The sequence below is a fragment of the Streptomyces kronopolitis genome, from assembly GCF_014646275.1.
Taxonomy (GTDB): domain Bacteria; phylum Actinomycetota; class Actinomycetes; order Streptomycetales; family Streptomycetaceae; genus Streptomyces; species Streptomyces kronopolitis.
In genome coordinates this window covers 68,022-84,504 of record NZ_BMND01000017.1, presented here as the reverse complement: position 1 = coordinate 84,504, position 16,483 = coordinate 68,022, and the positions used below count along the sequence as shown (strand labels likewise).

The 16,483-nt window shown below is 72.6% G+C and carries 11 protein-coding genes; 4 read left to right on the top strand and 7 right to left on the bottom strand.

Annotation, left to right across the window (positions count from 1 at the left end; genetic code table 11):
- Positions 1–91 precede the first annotated feature (91 nt).
- A complete protein-coding gene (locus IEY78_RS19355; RefSeq protein ID WP_189099956.1) occupies positions 92–1,078 on the top strand; it encodes a phosphotriesterase family protein in 987 nt (328 codons plus the stop codon).
- 80 nt (positions 1,079–1,158) lie between these two features.
- Here the strand turns inward: IEY78_RS19355 and ffh are convergent, their stop codons facing one another.
- The 5 genes from ffh to nsdA form a co-directional block, all read right to left on the bottom strand.
- Positions 1,159–2,715: a signal recognition particle protein gene (gene ffh, locus IEY78_RS19350; RefSeq protein ID WP_189099954.1), complete on the bottom strand. Its 1,557-nt coding sequence runs from the start codon at positions 2,713–2,715 to the stop codon at positions 1,159–1,161.
- Between the two features lie 119 nt (positions 2,716–2,834).
- On the bottom strand, positions 2,835–5,393 hold the full coding sequence (locus tag IEY78_RS19345) for a [protein-PII] uridylyltransferase (protein WP_189099952.1): 2,559 nt from the start codon (positions 5,391–5,393) through the stop codon (positions 2,835–2,837).
- 214 nt (positions 5,394–5,607) lie between these two features.
- Positions 5,608–5,946, bottom strand: a complete 339-nt coding sequence (locus IEY78_RS19340) for a P-II family nitrogen regulator (RefSeq protein WP_189099950.1) — start codon at positions 5,944–5,946, stop codon at positions 5,608–5,610.
- Positions 5,943–7,283, bottom strand: coding sequence for an ammonium transporter (locus tag IEY78_RS19335; RefSeq protein ID WP_189099947.1), 1,341 nt, complete (start codon positions 7,281–7,283; stop codon positions 5,943–5,945). The genes IEY78_RS19340 and IEY78_RS19335 overlap by 4 nt, the downstream gene beginning before the upstream one ends.
- A gap of 359 nt (positions 7,284–7,642) precedes the next feature.
- Entirely contained in the window at positions 7,643–9,127 is a 1,485-nt protein-coding gene (nsdA, locus tag IEY78_RS19330) for a transcriptional repressor NsdA (RefSeq protein ID WP_189099945.1), read from the bottom strand.
- Positions 9,128–9,635: 508 nt separating this feature from the next.
- Here nsdA and IEY78_RS19325 point away from each other — a divergent pair.
- On the top strand, positions 9,636–10,304 hold the full coding sequence (locus IEY78_RS19325; protein ID WP_189099943.1) for a bifunctional DNA primase/polymerase: 669 nt from the start codon (positions 9,636–9,638) through the stop codon (positions 10,302–10,304).
- Between the two features lie 143 nt (positions 10,305–10,447).
- Here IEY78_RS19325 and ftsY read toward each other — a convergent pair whose 3' ends face one another.
- Positions 10,448–11,677 carry a signal recognition particle-docking protein FtsY gene (ftsY, locus tag IEY78_RS19320; protein ID WP_189099941.1) on the bottom strand — a complete coding sequence of 410 codons (1,230 nt, stop codon included), beginning with the start codon at positions 11,675–11,677 and terminating at the stop codon, positions 10,448–10,450.
- A gap of 478 nt (positions 11,678–12,155) precedes the next feature.
- Here ftsY and IEY78_RS19315 point away from each other — a divergent pair, with 478 nt between their 5' ends.
- Both IEY78_RS19315 and IEY78_RS19310 read left to right on the top strand, forming a co-directional pair.
- Positions 12,156–13,661, top strand: coding sequence for a purine-cytosine permease family protein (locus IEY78_RS19315; RefSeq protein ID WP_189099939.1), 1,506 nt, complete (start codon positions 12,156–12,158; stop codon positions 13,659–13,661).
- Positions 13,662–13,756: 95 nt separating this feature from the next.
- Positions 13,757–14,776, top strand: coding sequence for an LLM class flavin-dependent oxidoreductase (locus IEY78_RS19310; protein ID WP_229700047.1), 1,020 nt, complete (start codon positions 13,757–13,759; stop codon positions 14,774–14,776).
- Positions 14,777–14,905: 129 nt separating this feature from the next.
- On the opposite strand, the gene IEY78_RS19305 is transcribed toward IEY78_RS19310, so the two are convergent.
- Positions 14,906–16,324, bottom strand: a complete 1,419-nt coding sequence (locus IEY78_RS19305; protein ID WP_189099937.1) for a sugar porter family MFS transporter — start codon at positions 16,322–16,324, stop codon at positions 14,906–14,908.
- Positions 16,325–16,483: the final 159 nt, after the last annotated feature.

The window sequence follows — 16,483 nt, the reverse complement described above, 5'->3', positions numbered from 1 at the left end:
CTTCCCGGTCTTCGACGAGGGAAGGACGGCCGCCCATGGACGCGCAGCTGCCGACCGGTCATCCGCCGCCGGGACGGGGCCGGGTGCCTCGATGAGCGCGCTGCTGCAGACCGTCGCGGGCCCGCTGTCCGTCTCCGACGTGCGCGGGCCGGTGCTCGCCCATGAGCATCTGGCGCTGGATCTGACCCGGGGTGCCGGCAGTGCGGCGACCCTGACGCCGGGGCACCGGGCCGCGATCACCGAGGAACTGGTGTCGCTGCGCGAGGAGTTCGGGCTGGCGCTGGTCGTCGAGCTGACCTGCCGGGGCATGGGGCGCGATGTGGCCGCGATGGCCCGGATCGCCGCGGACTCGTCGGTCGCGGTGGTCGCCGCGACCGGCTGGTACTACGAGCCGGTGCGTCCGGCGGAGTTGACCCGCACCAGCCCCGAGCAGCTGGCCCGGACGCTGATCGGGGAGATCGAGCGCGGCTGCGGCGGCTCCGGGATCCGTCCGGGGGTGATCGGTGAGGTCGGCAGCCACGGCGAGCTGCCCGGTGAGGCGGAGGCGGGGGCGCTGCGGGCGGCGGCGCTGGCCGCCACGTCGACCGGGCTGTCGGTGGCCACCCATGCGCGGTTCGGCCGCGGTGGCCTCGCCCAGCTGGAGCTGCTGACGGCGGCCGGGCTGCCGCCGCACCGCGTCAGCATCGGCCATCAGGACCTGATCGACGATCCGGCGGTGCACCGGGAGCTGGCGGCGTCGGGTGCGTATGTCGCGTTCGACACCGTGGGCAGGGAGGGCTATCGGAGCGACCGGGTGCGGCTGCGGCTGCTGCTGGCGCTGCTGGAGTCGGGGTTCGCCGACCGGGTGCTGCTGAGCTGCGACGTCTGGCGGCACGGCTATCTGGTGAGCGAGGGCGGCATGGGCTACGGGCATCTGTTCCGGTCCTTCCTGCCGCGACTGCGGGCGGCAGGGGTGGACGAGGAGACGATCGACGGGCTGACGCGGCGCAATCCGCTGCGGTTCCTCACCGGGACGGACGGGGCGAGCGGTGCGCGGGAGGCGGAGGGGCGGGCTCCGGCGGGCGGCTCCGGGCGCTGAGTGCGGGAACGCGACGAGCCCCGGCCGCGTGCTGCCGCGGCCGGGGCTCGTGAAGAGCGGAGGGGTGAGGAGTCCGGTCCTCAGCCCATGAACTTCTTGAATTCCTCGGGGAGTTCGAAGTTCTGCGGGTCCTGGCCGCCCTGCGGCAGGCCCAGCGGGTTGCCGGACTGGGCGGCCTCGCGGCGCGCGGCCGCGGCCTCCTCCTCGGCCTTGCGCTTCATGGGGTTGCCGCTCTTGCGCTTGCCCTTGGCCTGCTTGACCTGCTTCTTCTTGCGGGCGCCGCCCCCCATGCCAGGCATCCCCGGCATGCCGGGCATCCCGGGCATGCCGCCGCCCTGGGCCATCTTCGACATCATCTTGCGGGCCTCGAAGAACCGCTCGACCAGGCTCTTGACCTGGCTGACGTCGACACCCGAACCCTTGGCGATCCGGGCCCGGCGCGAGCCGTTGATGAGCGTCGGCTCCTGGCGCTCGGCCGGGGTCATCGACTTGATGATGGCGGCGGTGCGGTCGACCTCGCGCTCGTCGAGGTTGTTGATCTGGTCCTTCATCTGCCCCATGCCGGGCAGCATGCCGAGCAGCTTGGAGATGGAGCCCATCTTGCGGACCTGCTCCATCTGGGCCAGGAAGTCGTCGAGGGTGAACTCCTTGGGGCCCTTCGCCAGCTTGGCCGCCATCTTCTCGGCCTCGTCCTGGCTGAAGGTCTGCTCGGCCTTCTCGATCAGGCTGAGCATGTCGCCCATGCCGAGGATGCGGGACGCCATGCGGTCCGGGTGGAACGCGTCGAAGTCGTCCAGCTTCTCGCCGTTGGAGGCGAACATGATCTGCTTGCCGGTGACATGGGCCACGGACAGCGCCGCACCACCGCGGGCGTCACCGTCGAGCTTGGAGAGCACCACGCCGTCGAAGCCGACGCCGTCGCGGAAGGCCTCGGCGGTGTTGACCGCGTCCTGGCCGATCATCGCGTCGACGACGAAGAGGACCTCGTCGGGGCTGACCGCGTCGCGGATGTCCGCGGCCTGCTGCATCAGCTCCTGGTCGATGCCCAGGCGGCCGGCGGTGTCGACGATGACCACGTCGTGCTGCTTGGTCCGGGCGAACTCGATGGAGTCCTTGGCCACCTGGACCGGGTCGCCGACGCCGTTGCCGGGCTGCGGGCCGTAGAAGGCGACCTCCGCGCGCTCGGAGACGACCTGGAGCTGGTTGACGGCGTTGGGGCGCTGGAGGTCGCAGGCGACCAGCAGCGGGGCGTGGCCCTGGCCCTTGAGCCAGCGGCCGAGCTTTCCGGCGAGGGTGGTCTTACCGGCACCCTGGAGACCCGCCAGCATGATCACGGTCGGCGGGTTCTTGGCGAACCGCAGCCGCCGGGTCTCGCCGCCGAGGATGCCGACGAGCTCCTCGTTGACGATCTTGATGACCTGCTGGGCGGGGTTCAGCGCCTGGGAGACCTCGGAGCCGGTGGCGCGCTCCTTGACCTGCTTGATGAAGGCCCGGACGACGGGGAGGGCGACATCCGCTTCGAGCAGCGCGATGCGGATCTCGCGCGCCGTGGCGTCGATGTCCGCCTCGCTCAGGCGGCCCTTGCCCCGGAGGTTTTTGAAAGTACTCGCCAAGCGGTCGGAAAGCGTATCGAACACGGCGGTCGTCGATCCTCGGGGTCGGGGGCGGGGTGCAGTCGGCTTCTAGGGTATCCGGCTCCGCAAGGGACACGTCCCTGCCCTGTGGACGGCCACCTGCGGCGGCGGGCGCCGTACGGCTACCCGAGGGCGCGCTCCACGGCCGCCGCCAGCTCATGGGCCGCGGTGTCCGCGAGCGGCGCCCCGTCCGGTCCGGTGACATAGAACGCGTCCACCGCGTTCGCCCCCAGGGTGCTGATGTGGGCGCTGCGGACGGTGACGCCGGCCGTCTCCAGGGCGCGGCCGATGCGGTGCAGCAGGCCGTGGGCGTCCTGGGCGCGGACCTCGATGACGGTCGCGGTGCGGGAGCTGCCGGTGACGGCGGTGACCCGGGGCGGCGGGGCGAGCACGGCGCGGGCCCGGCGGGCGTAGGCGCGTTCGCGCTCGGCGAGGCGGGTGGGGATGTCGAGGGAGCCCTCCAGCGCGCGGACCAGGTCGACGCGCAGCCGGTCGGCGTCGGGCAGCGAGCCGTACTCGGCGGCGACCCGCCAGCCGATCAGCAGGATCGGGTCCCCGTCACCGTCCTCGGGGTCGAGTTCGAGGAGGTCGGCGGCGCGGACGGTGAGCCGGTGCAGGGCCAGCACCCCGGCCGCGGCGGGCAGCACCCCGGTGGAAGGGGGGCCCATGGGGTTGGCCGAGGGCCGGTGGCCGCGCGAGGGGTGGGCGGGGACGGCCATGAGCAGTTCCACGCCGACCGGCTGCCGGGCGCGCTCGTCGGCGCCGGCGTCGTCCTCGGGCCCGGTGGGGGCCTCGGCGCGGGCGTGCAGCGCGAGGACCGGGCCGCTGGTGCGCCGGGCCTCGGCGGCCAGCCGCCGCTGTTCGGCGCTCGGCCCGTCGGCCGGGCGCGCCTCCTCGGCGGGCTCCCCCGCGAGCCTGGCGGCGACCCGTTTGACCAGGTCGGCGACGAGTCCGCCGCGCCAGGCGCTCCAGGCGGCGGGCCCGGTGGCCAGGGCGTCGGCCTCGGTGAGGGCGTGCAGCAGCTCCAGGGTGCCGGTGTGGCCGACCGCCTCGGCGACCGCGCCGACGGTCGCCGGGTCGTCCAGATCGCGCCGGGTGGCGGTGTCGATGAGCAGCAGGTGGTGGCGGACGAGGGTGGCGATGACCGCGGTGTCGCGGGCGCCGAAGCCGAGCCGGGCCGCCACGTCGCGGGCGATGGTCTCGCCGGCCACCGAGTGGTCGCCGGGCCAGCCCTTGCCGATGTCGTGCAGCAGGGCGGCGATCAGCAGCAGGTCGGGGCGGTGCACCCGGCGGGTGAGCGCGGACGCCCGCACCGCGGTCTCGATCAGATGGCGGTCCACGGTCCAGGTGTGGACGGGGTTGCGCTGGGGGCGGCAGCGCACGCGCTCCCAGTCGGGCAGCAGACGGGTGACGATGCCCTCGGCCTCCAGGGCCTCCCACACGGGCACGGTGTGGGTGCCGGCGCCGAGGAGGGTGATCAGCTGCTCACGGGCCTCGGCGGGCCACGGCACCGGCAGCGGGCGGGTGGCGGCGGCCGTGGCGCAGCGGCGGATCGCGTGGGTGGCCAGCGGCAGTCCGGCCTGGGCGGCGGCGGCCGCGGCGCGCAGCACCAGCACGGGGTCGCGCTCGGGCCGGGCGCTGCGGGCCAGCACCGCCTCGCCGTCGAGTTCGACGACGCCCTCGGCGAGCGGCGAGCGCTCGCCCTTGCCCGCGGTGCGGCCGTGCAGCAGCCCGCGCAGCACGGGCCTGACGGAGCGGGCGCGCAGCACCCGGCCGACCTCGCGCCAGGTGACGTCGGCCGCGTAGGAGATGGTGCGGGCGGATTCGTAGGTCTGCCGCAGCAGGGCGTCGGCGTCCAGCATGCCCAGGGACTCGGCGATCTGGGTGTGTTCCTGGAGGGAGAGCCGGTCGGTGGCGCGGCCGGTGGCCAGGTGGAGGGCGTCGCGGGTGTCGAGCAGCCGGGTGCGGGCGGCTTCCAGGCCGCCGCGCGGGGCGTCGGCGAGCCAGGAGGCGGCGACCGCCCGCAGCGCGGTGGCGTCCCGCAGTCCGCCCCTGGCCTCCTTGAGGTCGGGTTCGAGGAGGAATTGCAGCTCCCCGTGCCGCTCGGCGCGCTCCTGGCACAGGTCGTGGAGTTCGGGAAGCCGCTTGGGGGCGCTCTCGCGCCAGTCGGCGTAGGCGGTGCTGCGCAGCGCGGCGGTCAGTTCCGCGTCGCCGGCCAGGTGGCGGGCGTCGAGCAGGCCGAGCTGCACCTTCAGGTCGTCGCGGGCGGCCTTGCGGGCCTCGGCGGGGGTGCGGACGGAGTGGTCGAGGTCGAGGCCGAGGTCCCAGACGGGGTACCAGAGGTGGTCGGCGAGCGCGGCCAGGGCGCCGGTGTCGGCGCGGCCGTCGTGCAGCAGGAGCAGGTCGAGGTCGCTGCGCGGGGAGAGTTCGCCGCGGCCGTAGCCGCCGACGGCGACCAGGGCGGTGCCGGTCAGGCCGGCGGCGGTGGCGTGCCGGGTCAGCAGGCCGGCCAGCCAGTCGTCGGTCAGCCGGGCGAGGGTGGCGCGGCGGTCGGGTCCGGTGGGCGCGTCGTCCTGGAGGAGCCGCAGCCGGGCCGCGGGGTAGCTCCCTTCCGGGGTGGGCCCGCCTCCGGTGTCCGGCTCTCCGGCCGGTCCCGGCGTTTTCTCGACGCTGTCCGTCACCGCGCGCTCCTCGCTCGTGTGGTCCCCGTCGTCCCCGCCGTCGCCCTCGCCCCCCGTGGCGCCGCTTCCGCGCCGGCGGACCGTCCCCGCACGCCGTCCCAGTCTCTGCCGGTGCCCGGTGTGCGGCCACCGCTGCCGGGGCGGGCCGGCCGCGGTGGGCGGCCCCGGAGGCGGCGGGCGCCTCCGGGGGCCGCGGGCCGCAGCCGGGGCGCCGTCACAGCGCGTCCGGCCCCCGCTCGCCGGTCCGCACCCGTACCGCGTCGTCGACGGGGACGCTCCACACCTTTCCGTCGCCGATCTTGCCGGTGCGGGCCGCCTTGACGATGACGTCGACGAGTTCCTCGGCGTCGGCGTCCTCGACCAGCACCTCGATGCGGATCTTCGGCACCAGGTCGACGGTGTACTCGGCGCCGCGGTACACCTCGGTGTGCCCGCGCTGCCTGCCGTACCCGCTGGCCTCGGTGATGGTCAGTCCGTGCACGCCGAATGCCTGGAGGGCGTCCTTCACCTCGTCCAGCCGGTGCGGCTTGATTACTGCCGTGATGAGCTTCACGCGTCCACCTTCTTTGTCAGGGACTCACCGAGTCCCGGTCCCCTGCGGCCGACCGTGCCGCCGCCCGCGCCGGTGAAGTCGTACGCGGTCTCGGCGTGCGCGGCCTGGTCGATGCCGGCGACCTCCTCGTCCTCGCCGACCCGGAAGCCCATCACCAGGTCGATGACCTTGGCAAGGACATACGAGACGACCAGCGAGTAGAGCAGCACGCAGACCACACCGACGGCCTGCCGGCCGAGCTGTTCGAAGCCGCCGCCGTAGAACAGGCCCTTGGCCTTGCTCTGCACCCCGCCGGTGGCGAAGAAGCCGATCAGCAGCGAGCCGACGACACCGCCGACGAGGTGGACGCCGATGACGTCCAGGGAGTCGTCGTAGCCGAGCTTGTACTTCAGATTGACCGCCATGGCGCACAGCACACCGGCGATCGCGCCGACCGCGATGGCGCCCAGCGGGCTGACCGCGCCGCAGGCCGGGGTGATCGCGACGAGTCCGGCGACCGCGCCGGAGGCCGCGCCGAGCGTGGTGAACGAGCCGTGCCGGAGCTTTTCGTAGGCCAGCCAGCCGAGCATCGCGGCGGCGGTGGCGACCTGGGTGTTGACGAAGGCGACCGCGCCGATGCCGTCGTCGTTGCCGAGCCAGGATCCGGCGTTGAAGCCGAACCAGCCGAACCACAGCAGTCCGGCTCCGAGCATGACCAGCGGCAGGCTGTGCGGCCGCATCGGGTCCTTCTTGAAGCCGATCCGCTTGCCGACGACGAGGAGCACGCCGAGCGCCGCCGCACCGGCGTTGATGTGCACGGCGGTGCCGCCGGCGAAGTCGATGACCTTCAGTTCGTAGAGCCAGCCGCCCTCGCCCCACACCCAGTGGGCGACGGGGAAGTACACAACGGTCACCCACAGGGTGATGAACAGCGCCCAGGCGGTGAACTTCACCCGGTCGGCGAGCGCACCGCTGATCAGCGCGGGCGTGATGACCGCGAACATCAGCTGGAAGACCGCGAAGACATAGACCGGAATGGTGCTGGTGCCCCACAGCTCGGTCAGGCCGATGCCGCTGAGGCCGGCGAAGTTGCCGTTCCAGCCGATGAAGCCGCCGCTGTCGGTGCCGAAGGCGAGCCCGAAGCCGTACAGGACCCACAGGATGGTGACGATGCCCAGGCTGATGAAGCTCATCATCAGCATGTTGAGCACGCTCTTGACCCGGACCATGCCTCCGTAGAAGAAGGCGAGGGCGGGGGTCATGACCATCACCAGTGCGGAGCAGATCAGCATGAATCCGGTGTTGGCCGGGCTGAGTGTCGCCTTGTCTGCTGCGAGCGTCAGGATGCCTGGGGGCATCGGCGTCTCCTCGTCGTCGATGCGGCCCGTGCGGGCGTGTTTCTGGTGGGCCGACTTCGCGTTGAGGTTGTCGCAGCGCGGTTTCGGCCAAACCTTGCGGGTGTTTCCCCGCCGTGACGAAGAACGCCGTCGTGTTACGCCCCCGTGAACAGCGGGATCGATACCGCATTCACCCGTTCAACCCACCGAAACCACCAATTGCGCCCCCACGGCGCCCGGCCACCTCCGCGAGAGCGGCGCCGGCTCAGGCGCACAGAACAGCCCGGCCGCGGCTGCCGCCCGCGTGACCTGGCATGGGGGAGCCGAGTCGGGCTGTACGGGGCGGTGGCCGCGGCCGGTGTCGTGAGGGAGGCGCGCCGTCAGACGGCCTCCGCGGATTCCGGCAGCTGGCGGGTGAGCTCGTCGCTGAGCCGGATCACCTCGGCGACCTCGCCGAACTCCCGCGCCGCGGTGTCGACGGTCTTGCGCAGCCGGGTGTTCACCCGCTCCGAGCGGACCTGCCGGGCGAACGGGATGGCCTGCTGCGCCATGGCCGCGCAGGCCTCGGGCTCCTTCTGGAGCAGATGCACGGTGGCCATCCCGATGAGGTTGAGCGCATAGGAACGCTGGTGCTCGGCGTCCTTGCCGAACAGCTCCACCGCGCGCGCCATGACGGGCTCGGCGAGCGAGGCGTAGGTGGGGCTGCGGCCGGCGACATAGGCGAGGTCGCGGTAGGAGTGGGCGTTCTCCGCGTTCAGTTCGGCCTCGGAGAAGAAGCGGATCCAGTCCGGCTCGGGCTCGCCGGGCAGGGCGTCCGAGAAGGTGTCCTCGGCCATCCGCACGGCCCGCTTGACCTTGCTGGGCTGGCCCATCCCGGCGTAGGCGCGGGCCTCCATCGCATACAACATCGCCTGGGTGCGCGGGGTGGCCGTCTCCCGGCTGCCGTACTGGGCGAGGTGGATCAGCTCCAGCGCGTCGTCGGGCCGGCCCAGGTGGATCATCTGCCGGCTCATGCTGGAGAGGATGTACGAGCCCAGGGGCCGGTCGCCGGCCTCCTTGGAGGCGTGCAGCGCCAGCACGAAGTACTTCTGCGCGGTGGGCTGCAGGCCGATGTCGTAGCTCATCCAGCCGGCGAGTTCAGCCAGCTCGGCGGCGACCTTGAAGAGACGCTTGGCCACCGGCGCCGGCTGCGGCTCCTGGAGGAGGTCGGTGACCTCGTGGAGCTGGCCGACCACGGCCTTGCGCCGCAGCCCGCCGCCGCACTGCGCGTCCCACTGGCGGAACATCGCGGTCGTCGACTCCAGCAGGTCCAGCTCCGGCTCGGACAGCCGGGCGTGCCGGCGGAGCCGGTCGGGCTCCTCCGCGCCGGTCTGGCCCGCGGGCACCGGGACCAGCCAGCGCTGCATCGGCTCGATGAGGCTGGGTCCGGCGGCCAGGGCGAGCGAGGTACCGAGGAAGCCGCGGCGCGCCAGCATCAGGTCGCTGCGGGAGAACTCGCTGATCAGGCCGACCGTTTGGGCGCCCGCCCAGGGCAGGTCGACCCCGGAGACGGACGGGGACTGGTGCGCGGAGCGCAGCCCCAGCTCCTCGATGCCGACCACGCAGCCGAAGCGCTCGGAGAACAGCTCGGACAGGATCCGCGGGATGGGCTCGCGCGGCTGCTCGCCGTCGAGCCAGCGGCGCACCCGTGAGGTGTCGGTGCTGATGTGGTGGGCGCCCATCTGGCGGGCGCGGCGGTTGACCTGGCGGGCCAGCTCGCCCTTGGACCAGCCGCTGCGCATGAACCACGAGCCCAGTTGCGCGTTGGGTTGTTTGACGGCGTCGGTGCCGCCCGGTCCGCCGTTGCCGCCCACTGGAGCCCCCATTCCGTATCGCTGTGTCGGTGCCGTTGCCGGCTGTCCGCTGTTCGTTGCCTGCTGCCCGCTGTCCGCTCTTCGCAGCGAACCCGCCGCGGACTGCCGCCCGTTGCGGCGCGTGTCCGGGTACCTCTACCCGATCACGCTTTCCGGGCACACCTTTTGGCCTGGGCTCGACCCGTGCGTTGCCATCGGCATACCCGTGCGAAGTGTGCCTCGCGGGGTTCGTGCACCGAAAGTAATCCTACGATCACGCCCGCCGCGAGGGCGACCGAGGAAACGCCACCATTCGCCACCCCTTCGGATGAACTCCCCACCGGGCTCTCGCGATTGACTTGACACAGGTCGAACGCGGCCGGGCGGAGCGGAGCGCGCAAGGGCTCACACGGTGCTCCGCACCACCCGGCCCACCACTTCGCACCACCGGCACCGCGGACAGTCGACGGAGCGTGAACGGCGCCACGACGTCAACCCACCGACTCGTAACCACTGGCACGCACCACCCGTTGGAGGGGGTATGGGCTTCACGATCGGCGGCATCCGAGAGATTCGTTCCGGCTCCCGGCGCCGCGCCCGCTCGTCGGAGATCTCGGCGGTGGCGGAGTACACCGGGCTGTGGGGCTGGGACGTCGCCCCCGGCGCCCGGGCGGTGCGCGCGGGCAGCGGCCGGACGGACTGCTCGTGCGGCGCCGCCGACTGCCCCTCCCCCGGTGCGCACCCGCTGGCCTTCGGCGAGGAACTCCCGGCCGGGGCCACCTGGGAGAAGGCCGCCGTGGCGTGGGCGGAGACCCCGGGCGCCGCGATCCTGCTGCCGGTGGGCCGCTCCTTCGACGTTCTCGACGTGCCGGAGGCCGCGGGCCGGCACGCGCTGGCGCGACTGGAGCGCCTGGGCCTGCCGCTGGGCCCGGTCACCCTGACCCCGACGGGGCGCGCGCAGTTCTTCGTCGCCCCCGGTGCGGCCGCACAGCTCCCCGACCTGCTCTACCGCATGGGCTGGGACGACGCCGCGCTCGATCTGCGCTCCCTGGGCCCCGGCGACCACCTCACCGCACCGCCCTCCGACCTCGGCGGCCACGGTCCGGTGCGCTGGCTGCGCCCGCCCACCCTGGACACCGCGGACCGGCCGCCGCGGGCCCGGCTGATGGTGGGCATCCTGGCGTACGTCTGCCACCGCTCGGCGGCCTGAGCCCGCCGGCCGGAGCGGCTCCCGGGGACGAGTCGGGATCCCACCGTCCGTCATCGCCCCCCGGAACGGCCCCGGCCCCCGGTACCCGCCGTGTGCGGGTGCCGGGGGCCGGGCTGCCGGGGCGTGGCCTCCTCGTGGCGGCGTCAGTCGATCAGGGCGTCCACGAACGCCTCGGGCTCGAACGGCGCCAGGTCGTCCGCTCCCTCGCCCAGGCCGATCAGCTTCACCGGCACGCCCAGTTCGCGCTGGACGGCGACGATGATGCCGCCCTTGGCGGTGCCGTCGAGCTTGGTGAGCACCACACCGGTGATGTCCACGACCTCGGCGAACACCCGGGCCTGGACCAGGCCGTTCTGACCGGTGGTGGCGTCCAGGACGAGCAGCACCTCGCCGACCGGGCCGTGCTTCTCGACGACCCGCTTGACCTTGCCCAGCTCGTCCATCAGGCCGGTCTTGGTGTGCAGCCGGCCCGCGGTGTCGATGAGGACGACATCGGCGGACTCGGCGATGCCCTCCTTCACCGCGTCGAAGGCGATCGAGGCGGGGTCGCCGCCCTCGGGGCCGCGGACCGTACGGGCACCGACCCGCTCGCCCCACGTCTGGAGCTGGTCGGCGGCGGCGGCGCGGAAGGTGTCGGCGGCGCCGAGGACCACGGACCTGCCGTCGGCGACCAGGACGCGGGCGAGCTTGCCGGTGGTGGTGGTCTTGCCGGTGCCGTTGACGCCGACGACCATCACGACGCCGGGGATCTCGTCGCCGCCGTTGCCGATGCCGTTCGCGGTGTGCACGGAGCGGTCGGCGTCCGTGCCGATGAGGGTGAGGAGCTCCTCGCGCAGCAGCGCGCGCAGGCCCTCGGGGGTGCGGGTGCCGAGGACCTTGACCCGCTCGCGAAGGCGCTCGACCAGCTCCTGGGTGGGCACGACGCCGACATCGGCGGTCAGCAGGGTGTCCTCGATCTCCTCCCAGGTGTCCTCGTCGAGGTGTTCGCGGGACAGCAGGGTCAGCAGGCCCTTGCCCAGGGTGTTCTGGGAGCGGGAGAGCCGGGCGCGCAGCCGGACCAGCCGGCCCGCGGTGGGCTCGGGGACCTCGATCGCGGGGGCGGCGGGCGCCTCCGGCTCGGCGGCCGGTGCCTCGGCCGCGGGGGCCTCGGCGGTGGGCAGCGTGACTTCTTCGATGGTGCGACGGTCTTCGTCGCGGGGGGGTTCGGCCTCCTCGCCGACCTGGGGTTCGGCGGGGGGCGCGGTGACGGAGGACTGGGGGGCGGCCGGCGGGGACGGCGGCAGCTTCTTCTTCTTGCGGCCGCTGACGACGAGCCCGCTGATCGTGCCGAGCACGACCACGGCGATGATGACGGCAAGGATGACGGTTTCCATAACCCCTCCAGTATCAGCCACGCCCCGGCCCCGGGGACGGCACGCGCCGAATCCGGACGGGCCCCGCCTCGGGTGCGGGGTGGCCGGATTCAGCCCGTGGAGCCGCCTGCCGGGCGCCGCGCGGCGCGGCCGGAGGCGGACGGCCCCGAGGGGGACGAGGCATGGTTTCCGCCACCCGCCGGCGACCGGACGGGGCCGGGCCATCGGCGGCTCGGGGGGCGCGCGGCTCCCGGGCGTCCTCGCGTTCCGCCTGGCCGGGAGGGTCCGGCTGGCCTCTTCGACGAACCTGGGTGACACTCGTTGTCGTCGTGGGGTCCAACGACGCAAAGAGGCGGAAGTTGGATCAAACGACGATGGCGAGCGGCCGCGCAACGCGCGTAGAGTCCTGGCAACCATTTCTGGCCAGGCACCACAGCCGCTGCCTGCACCTCCTGTCCGGGGGTGCCCCCCAGATCCCCGCACGGAGACTCCAAGCACCATGGGCACCACGCCGTCCACTCCCGCTCCCGCGCCCGAAGGCGCCGTCGAGACCCGCGGCATCGAGCCGGTGCCCGACCACGAACGCCGGGGGCGGGTCCGTGAGCTCTTCCCCACCTGGGTCGCCGCCAACATCAGCGTGCTGCTGCTGACCATGGGCGCCGCGCTCGTGGTGAGCAACGGGCTGAACTTCTGGCAGGTCCTGCTGGTGGCCGCGATCGCCGCGGCCGTCGCCTTCGGGATGGTGGGCGTGCTGTCGGTCTCCGGCAAGTGGGGCGGCGCGCCCGGCGCGATGCTCTCGCGGGCCGCGTTCGGCGTGCGCGGCAACTACTTCCCCGGATCGATCCTGTGGGTCGCCCGCTTCGGCTGGGAGACGATCAACGCGGTCACCGGCGCCTACGCGGTGCTCACGGTGCTGCACCTGCTCTTCGGCATCGAGACCAACAACGCCCTGGTGGTCGTCACCCTGCTCGGCTTCGTGGCCGTCACCTATGTGGTGAGCGGCCTGGGCCGCAAGGCGCTGAACGTCTGCAACAAGTACTCGACGTATCTGTTCGGCCTGTTCAGCATCATGGTGCTGGTCTACCTGATCGCCACGATGGACTGGGACGCCGTCTTCGCGAAGAAGGCCGGCACCACCGCGATGGTGATCGCGGGCATCGGCACCATCGCGGCCGGCGGGATCAGCTGGGTGCCCACCGGCCCCGACTTCGCGCGCTACCTCCCGCACTCCGCGTCCGGCAAGAAGATCGTCGGCGCCACGGTCTCCGGTGCCGCGCTGGTGCTGCTGCCGATGGTGCTGATGGGCGGCGTGATGGCGGTCTCCAACCCGGGGCTGGCCGGCCGGAACACCGACCCGATGTCGTTCCTCGGCACCATCCTGCCGTCCTGGCTCGCGGTGCCGTATCTGATCACCGCACTGGTCGGCATGGTGCTGATCAACAGCCTGTCGATGTACTCCGCGGGCTTCACCGCCCAGACCATGGGCGTCAAGCTGCCGCGCGCCCTGGCGGTCAGCATCAATGCCGTCATCAGCCTGGTGGGCGGCCTGTTCATGATGCTGGTGGCCAAGGACTTCATCGGCCAGTTCATCGCCTTCCTGACGCTGCTGGCGGTCTCCTTCTCCGCCTGGATCGGCGTCTACGGCGTCGACATGGCCCGGCGGCGCAAGCTGGCGGTGCGCTACGACGCCGCGAGCCTGATGAACACCGGCCGCACCAGCCGCTACTGGTACACCGGCGGCTACTGCTGGCAGGCCATGACCGCCTGGGCCGTGGCCCTCGTCGCGGGGCTGTGCTTCACCAAGGTCCAGTGGTTCACCGGCCCGCTGGCCACCACCTGGATCGGTGAGAACGGCCTGGGCTGGGCGGCCACCATCGCCCTGGCCGCGGTGGTCTTCGCCGTGCTGCCGGCCGCCCGGGAGACCGTCCCGGCAGCCGGGGAGGGCGCCCCGGCGTCCGCGGACGAGCCGTCGGCGGCGGACCGCCACCCGGTCGAGGTGAACTGACTCCGCCCGTTCCCGGCCGGACCCTCCCTCTGGCAACCTGACGCACCGTCAGCTAGCGTCCCCTTCGCCCACCGCCGGCGAAGGGGACGTCTGCTGTGACCGACGCGACTGCTGTGCCCGAGGTGCCCCACCCGACCGTGACGGTCCTGCGTTGCAACCTGGTCGATCCCGCGCCCACGCCCGCCGCGCTGTCCGCCCGCTACCGCGCGGCCGTCGAGATGGCGGCGTTCGCCGACGACCGCGGCTTCACCATGGTCCAGACCGAGGAGCACCACGCCACCACCAACGGCTGGATCCCCTCCCCGCTGACCTTCGCGGGCGCCGTCTTCGGCGCCACCCGCCGCATCGGCGTCACCGTCTCCGCCCTGATCACCCCGCTGCACGACCCGCTGCGGCTGGCCGAGGACATCGCCTCGCTCGACCTGCTCAGCGGCGGCCGGCTGACCACCGTCGCCGGCCTCGGCTACCGGCCCGAGGAGTACGCGGCGCACGGCAAGGACTGGCGGCGGCGCGGCGCCCTCCAGGACGAGGTGCTGACGGCCCTGCTGGCGGCCTGGACCGGCGAACCCTTCAGCTACCGGGGCCGGACGGTCCAGGTCACCCCGCGCCCCTGCACCCGGCCGCACCCGCTGCTGCTGATCGGCGGCAGCTCACGGGCCGCGGCCCGGCGCGCCGCCCGCCTGGGGCTCCCCTTCTTCCCCAGCGCCCGCCTCCCCGCGCTGGAGGCCTACTACCACCAGCAGCGCGCGCATTTCGGCACCGAGGGCTGGGTGTGGCAGCCGCCCGAGCGGACCGCGCTGCTCCATGTCGCCGAGGACCCGGACCGCACCTGGGACCGGTACGGCGGCCATCTGCTGCACGAGGCGATGACGTACGCCTCCTGGCAGTCCGCCGGCAGCCGCTCCGCGGTCCGCTCGTCCGCCCGGGACGTCGCCGAGCTGCGCGCGGAGGGCGTCTACCGCGTCGTCACCCCCGACGAGTGCCTGCGCCTCGCCCGGCGGCCGGGCGGGGGCTCGCTGATCCTGCATCCGCTGTGCGGCGGGATGCCGGTCGACGAGGGCTGGCGCTCGCTGCACCTGTTCGCCGAGCGGGTGCTGCCGCGGCTGACGGCCTGACGGCGGGCGGTGGGCGGTGGGCGGCGAGCAGCGGCCGGCGGCGGGTTCGGGCACAAAAAACGGGTACTGCCCGGGGTCCCTGTTGACCCGGGGCAGTACCCAGTACTGAGGAGAAGGACTGGCGGGGGGTTAGCCCATCTCCTCCAACGCCTTGCCCTTGGTCTCCTTGACGTACCTCAGCACGAAGGGGATCGAGAGCAGGGCGAAGACCATGTAGATGACGTACGTGCCCGAGAGGTTCCAGTCCGACAGGCTCGGGAAGCTGGCCGTGATGGCCCAGTTGGCGATCCACTGCGCGGAGGCGGCGACGCCCAGCGCGGCGGCACGGATCTTGTTCGGGAACATCTCACCGAGGAAGACCCAGACCACGACGCCCCAGGAGAGCGCGAAGAAGAGCACGAAGCAGTGGGCGGCGATCAGGGCCACGGTGCCTTCGGTGGTAGGCAGCGTGCCGGCCGCGGTCTTGGCGGAGAACGCCCAGGCCTCCAGGCCGAGCGCGACGGCCATACCCACCGAGCCGATCAGCGCCAGCGGACGGCGGCCGATCTTGTCGACGAAGATCATCGCGATCACGGTGCCGATGATGTTGATGATCGACGTGGTGAAGCTGTAGAAGAACGAGGCGCTCGGGTCGATGCCGACGGACTGCCACAGCGCCGAGGAGTAGTAGAACGCGACGTTAATGCCGACCAGTTGCTGGAAGACCGAGAGCCCGATGCCGACCCAGACGATCGGCAGGAAGCCCATCCTGCTGCCGAGCAGGTCCTTGAAGGACGACTTGTGCTCGCGGCGCATCGCGTCCTGGATCTCGCCGACCCGGGTGTCGAGGTTCACCGAGCGGCCCTCGACCTCACCCAGCACCTCCTTGGCGCGGTCGACCTTGCCGACGGAGATCAGGTAGCGCGGCGACTCGGGGATCACGAAGGACAGCAGGCCGTAGAGCACGGCCGGGACGACCATCACGCCGAGCATCCACTGCCAGGCCTCCAGGCCGGCGATCTTGCCGCGCTGCTGGCCGTCGGCGAGGTTGAGGATGCCCCAGTTGACGAGCTGGGAGATGGCGATGCCGACGACGATCGCGGCCTGCTGGAACGAGCCGAGGCGGCCGCGGTAGGCGGGCGGCGAGACCTCGGCGATGTAGGCCGGGCCGATGACCGAGGCCATACCGATCGCGAAGCCGCCGATGACGCGCCAGAAGGCGAGGTCCCACAGGGCGAACGGCAGCGCGGACCCGACGGCACTGATGGTGAACAGCACGGCGGCGATCTGCATCACCCGGATGCGGCCGATGCGGTCCGCGACCCGGCCGGCGGTGGCGGCGCCGATGGCGCAGCCGATCAGCGCCACGGCGATCACCTGGGCGAGGACGGCGGACCCGACGTCATAACGGCTGCGGATCGCCTCGACGGCACCGTTGATGACGGAGCTGTCATAGCCGAACAGGAAGCCGCCCATCGCGGCAGCCGCGGTTATGAAGATGACATGGCCGAGGTGTTCGGGGTGGGCCTTACGGCCTTCCGGGACCGTCGGCTGCGCGGTGCTGGTCAACGTGAACTCCAGTGGCCCGGCTGCGCTGCCGGGCATCGGGGGCTGGCCCTTCAGTGGTGAAGATGGTTGGGGGAACCCACCACTTGAAGGTAAAAGCAACGTTGCAGAGACTATGCCTTCAAGTTTCGAAGTCAATAGGCCGTGATGAATTTGTTTCGC

Coding starts and splice junctions, on each gene's coding strand:
- IEY78_RS19355 (WP_189099956.1), top strand. CDS start 92: ATGAGCGCGCTGCTGCAGACCGTCGCGGGCCCGCTGTCCGTCTCCGAC.
- IEY78_RS19335 (WP_189099947.1), bottom strand. CDS start 7,283: ATGCCCCCAGGCATCCTGACGCTCGCAGCAGACAAGGCGACACTCAGC.
- nsdA (WP_189099945.1), bottom strand. CDS start 9,127: ATGGGGGCTCCAGTGGGCGGCAACGGCGGACCGGGCGGCACCGACGCC.
- IEY78_RS19325 (WP_189099943.1), top strand. CDS start 9,636: ATGGGCTTCACGATCGGCGGCATCCGAGAGATTCGTTCCGGCTCCCGG.
- ftsY (WP_189099941.1), bottom strand. CDS start 11,677: ATGGAAACCGTCATCCTTGCCGTCATCATCGCCGTGGTCGTGCTCGGC.
- IEY78_RS19315 (WP_189099939.1), top strand. CDS start 12,156: ATGGGCACCACGCCGTCCACTCCCGCTCCCGCGCCCGAAGGCGCCGTC.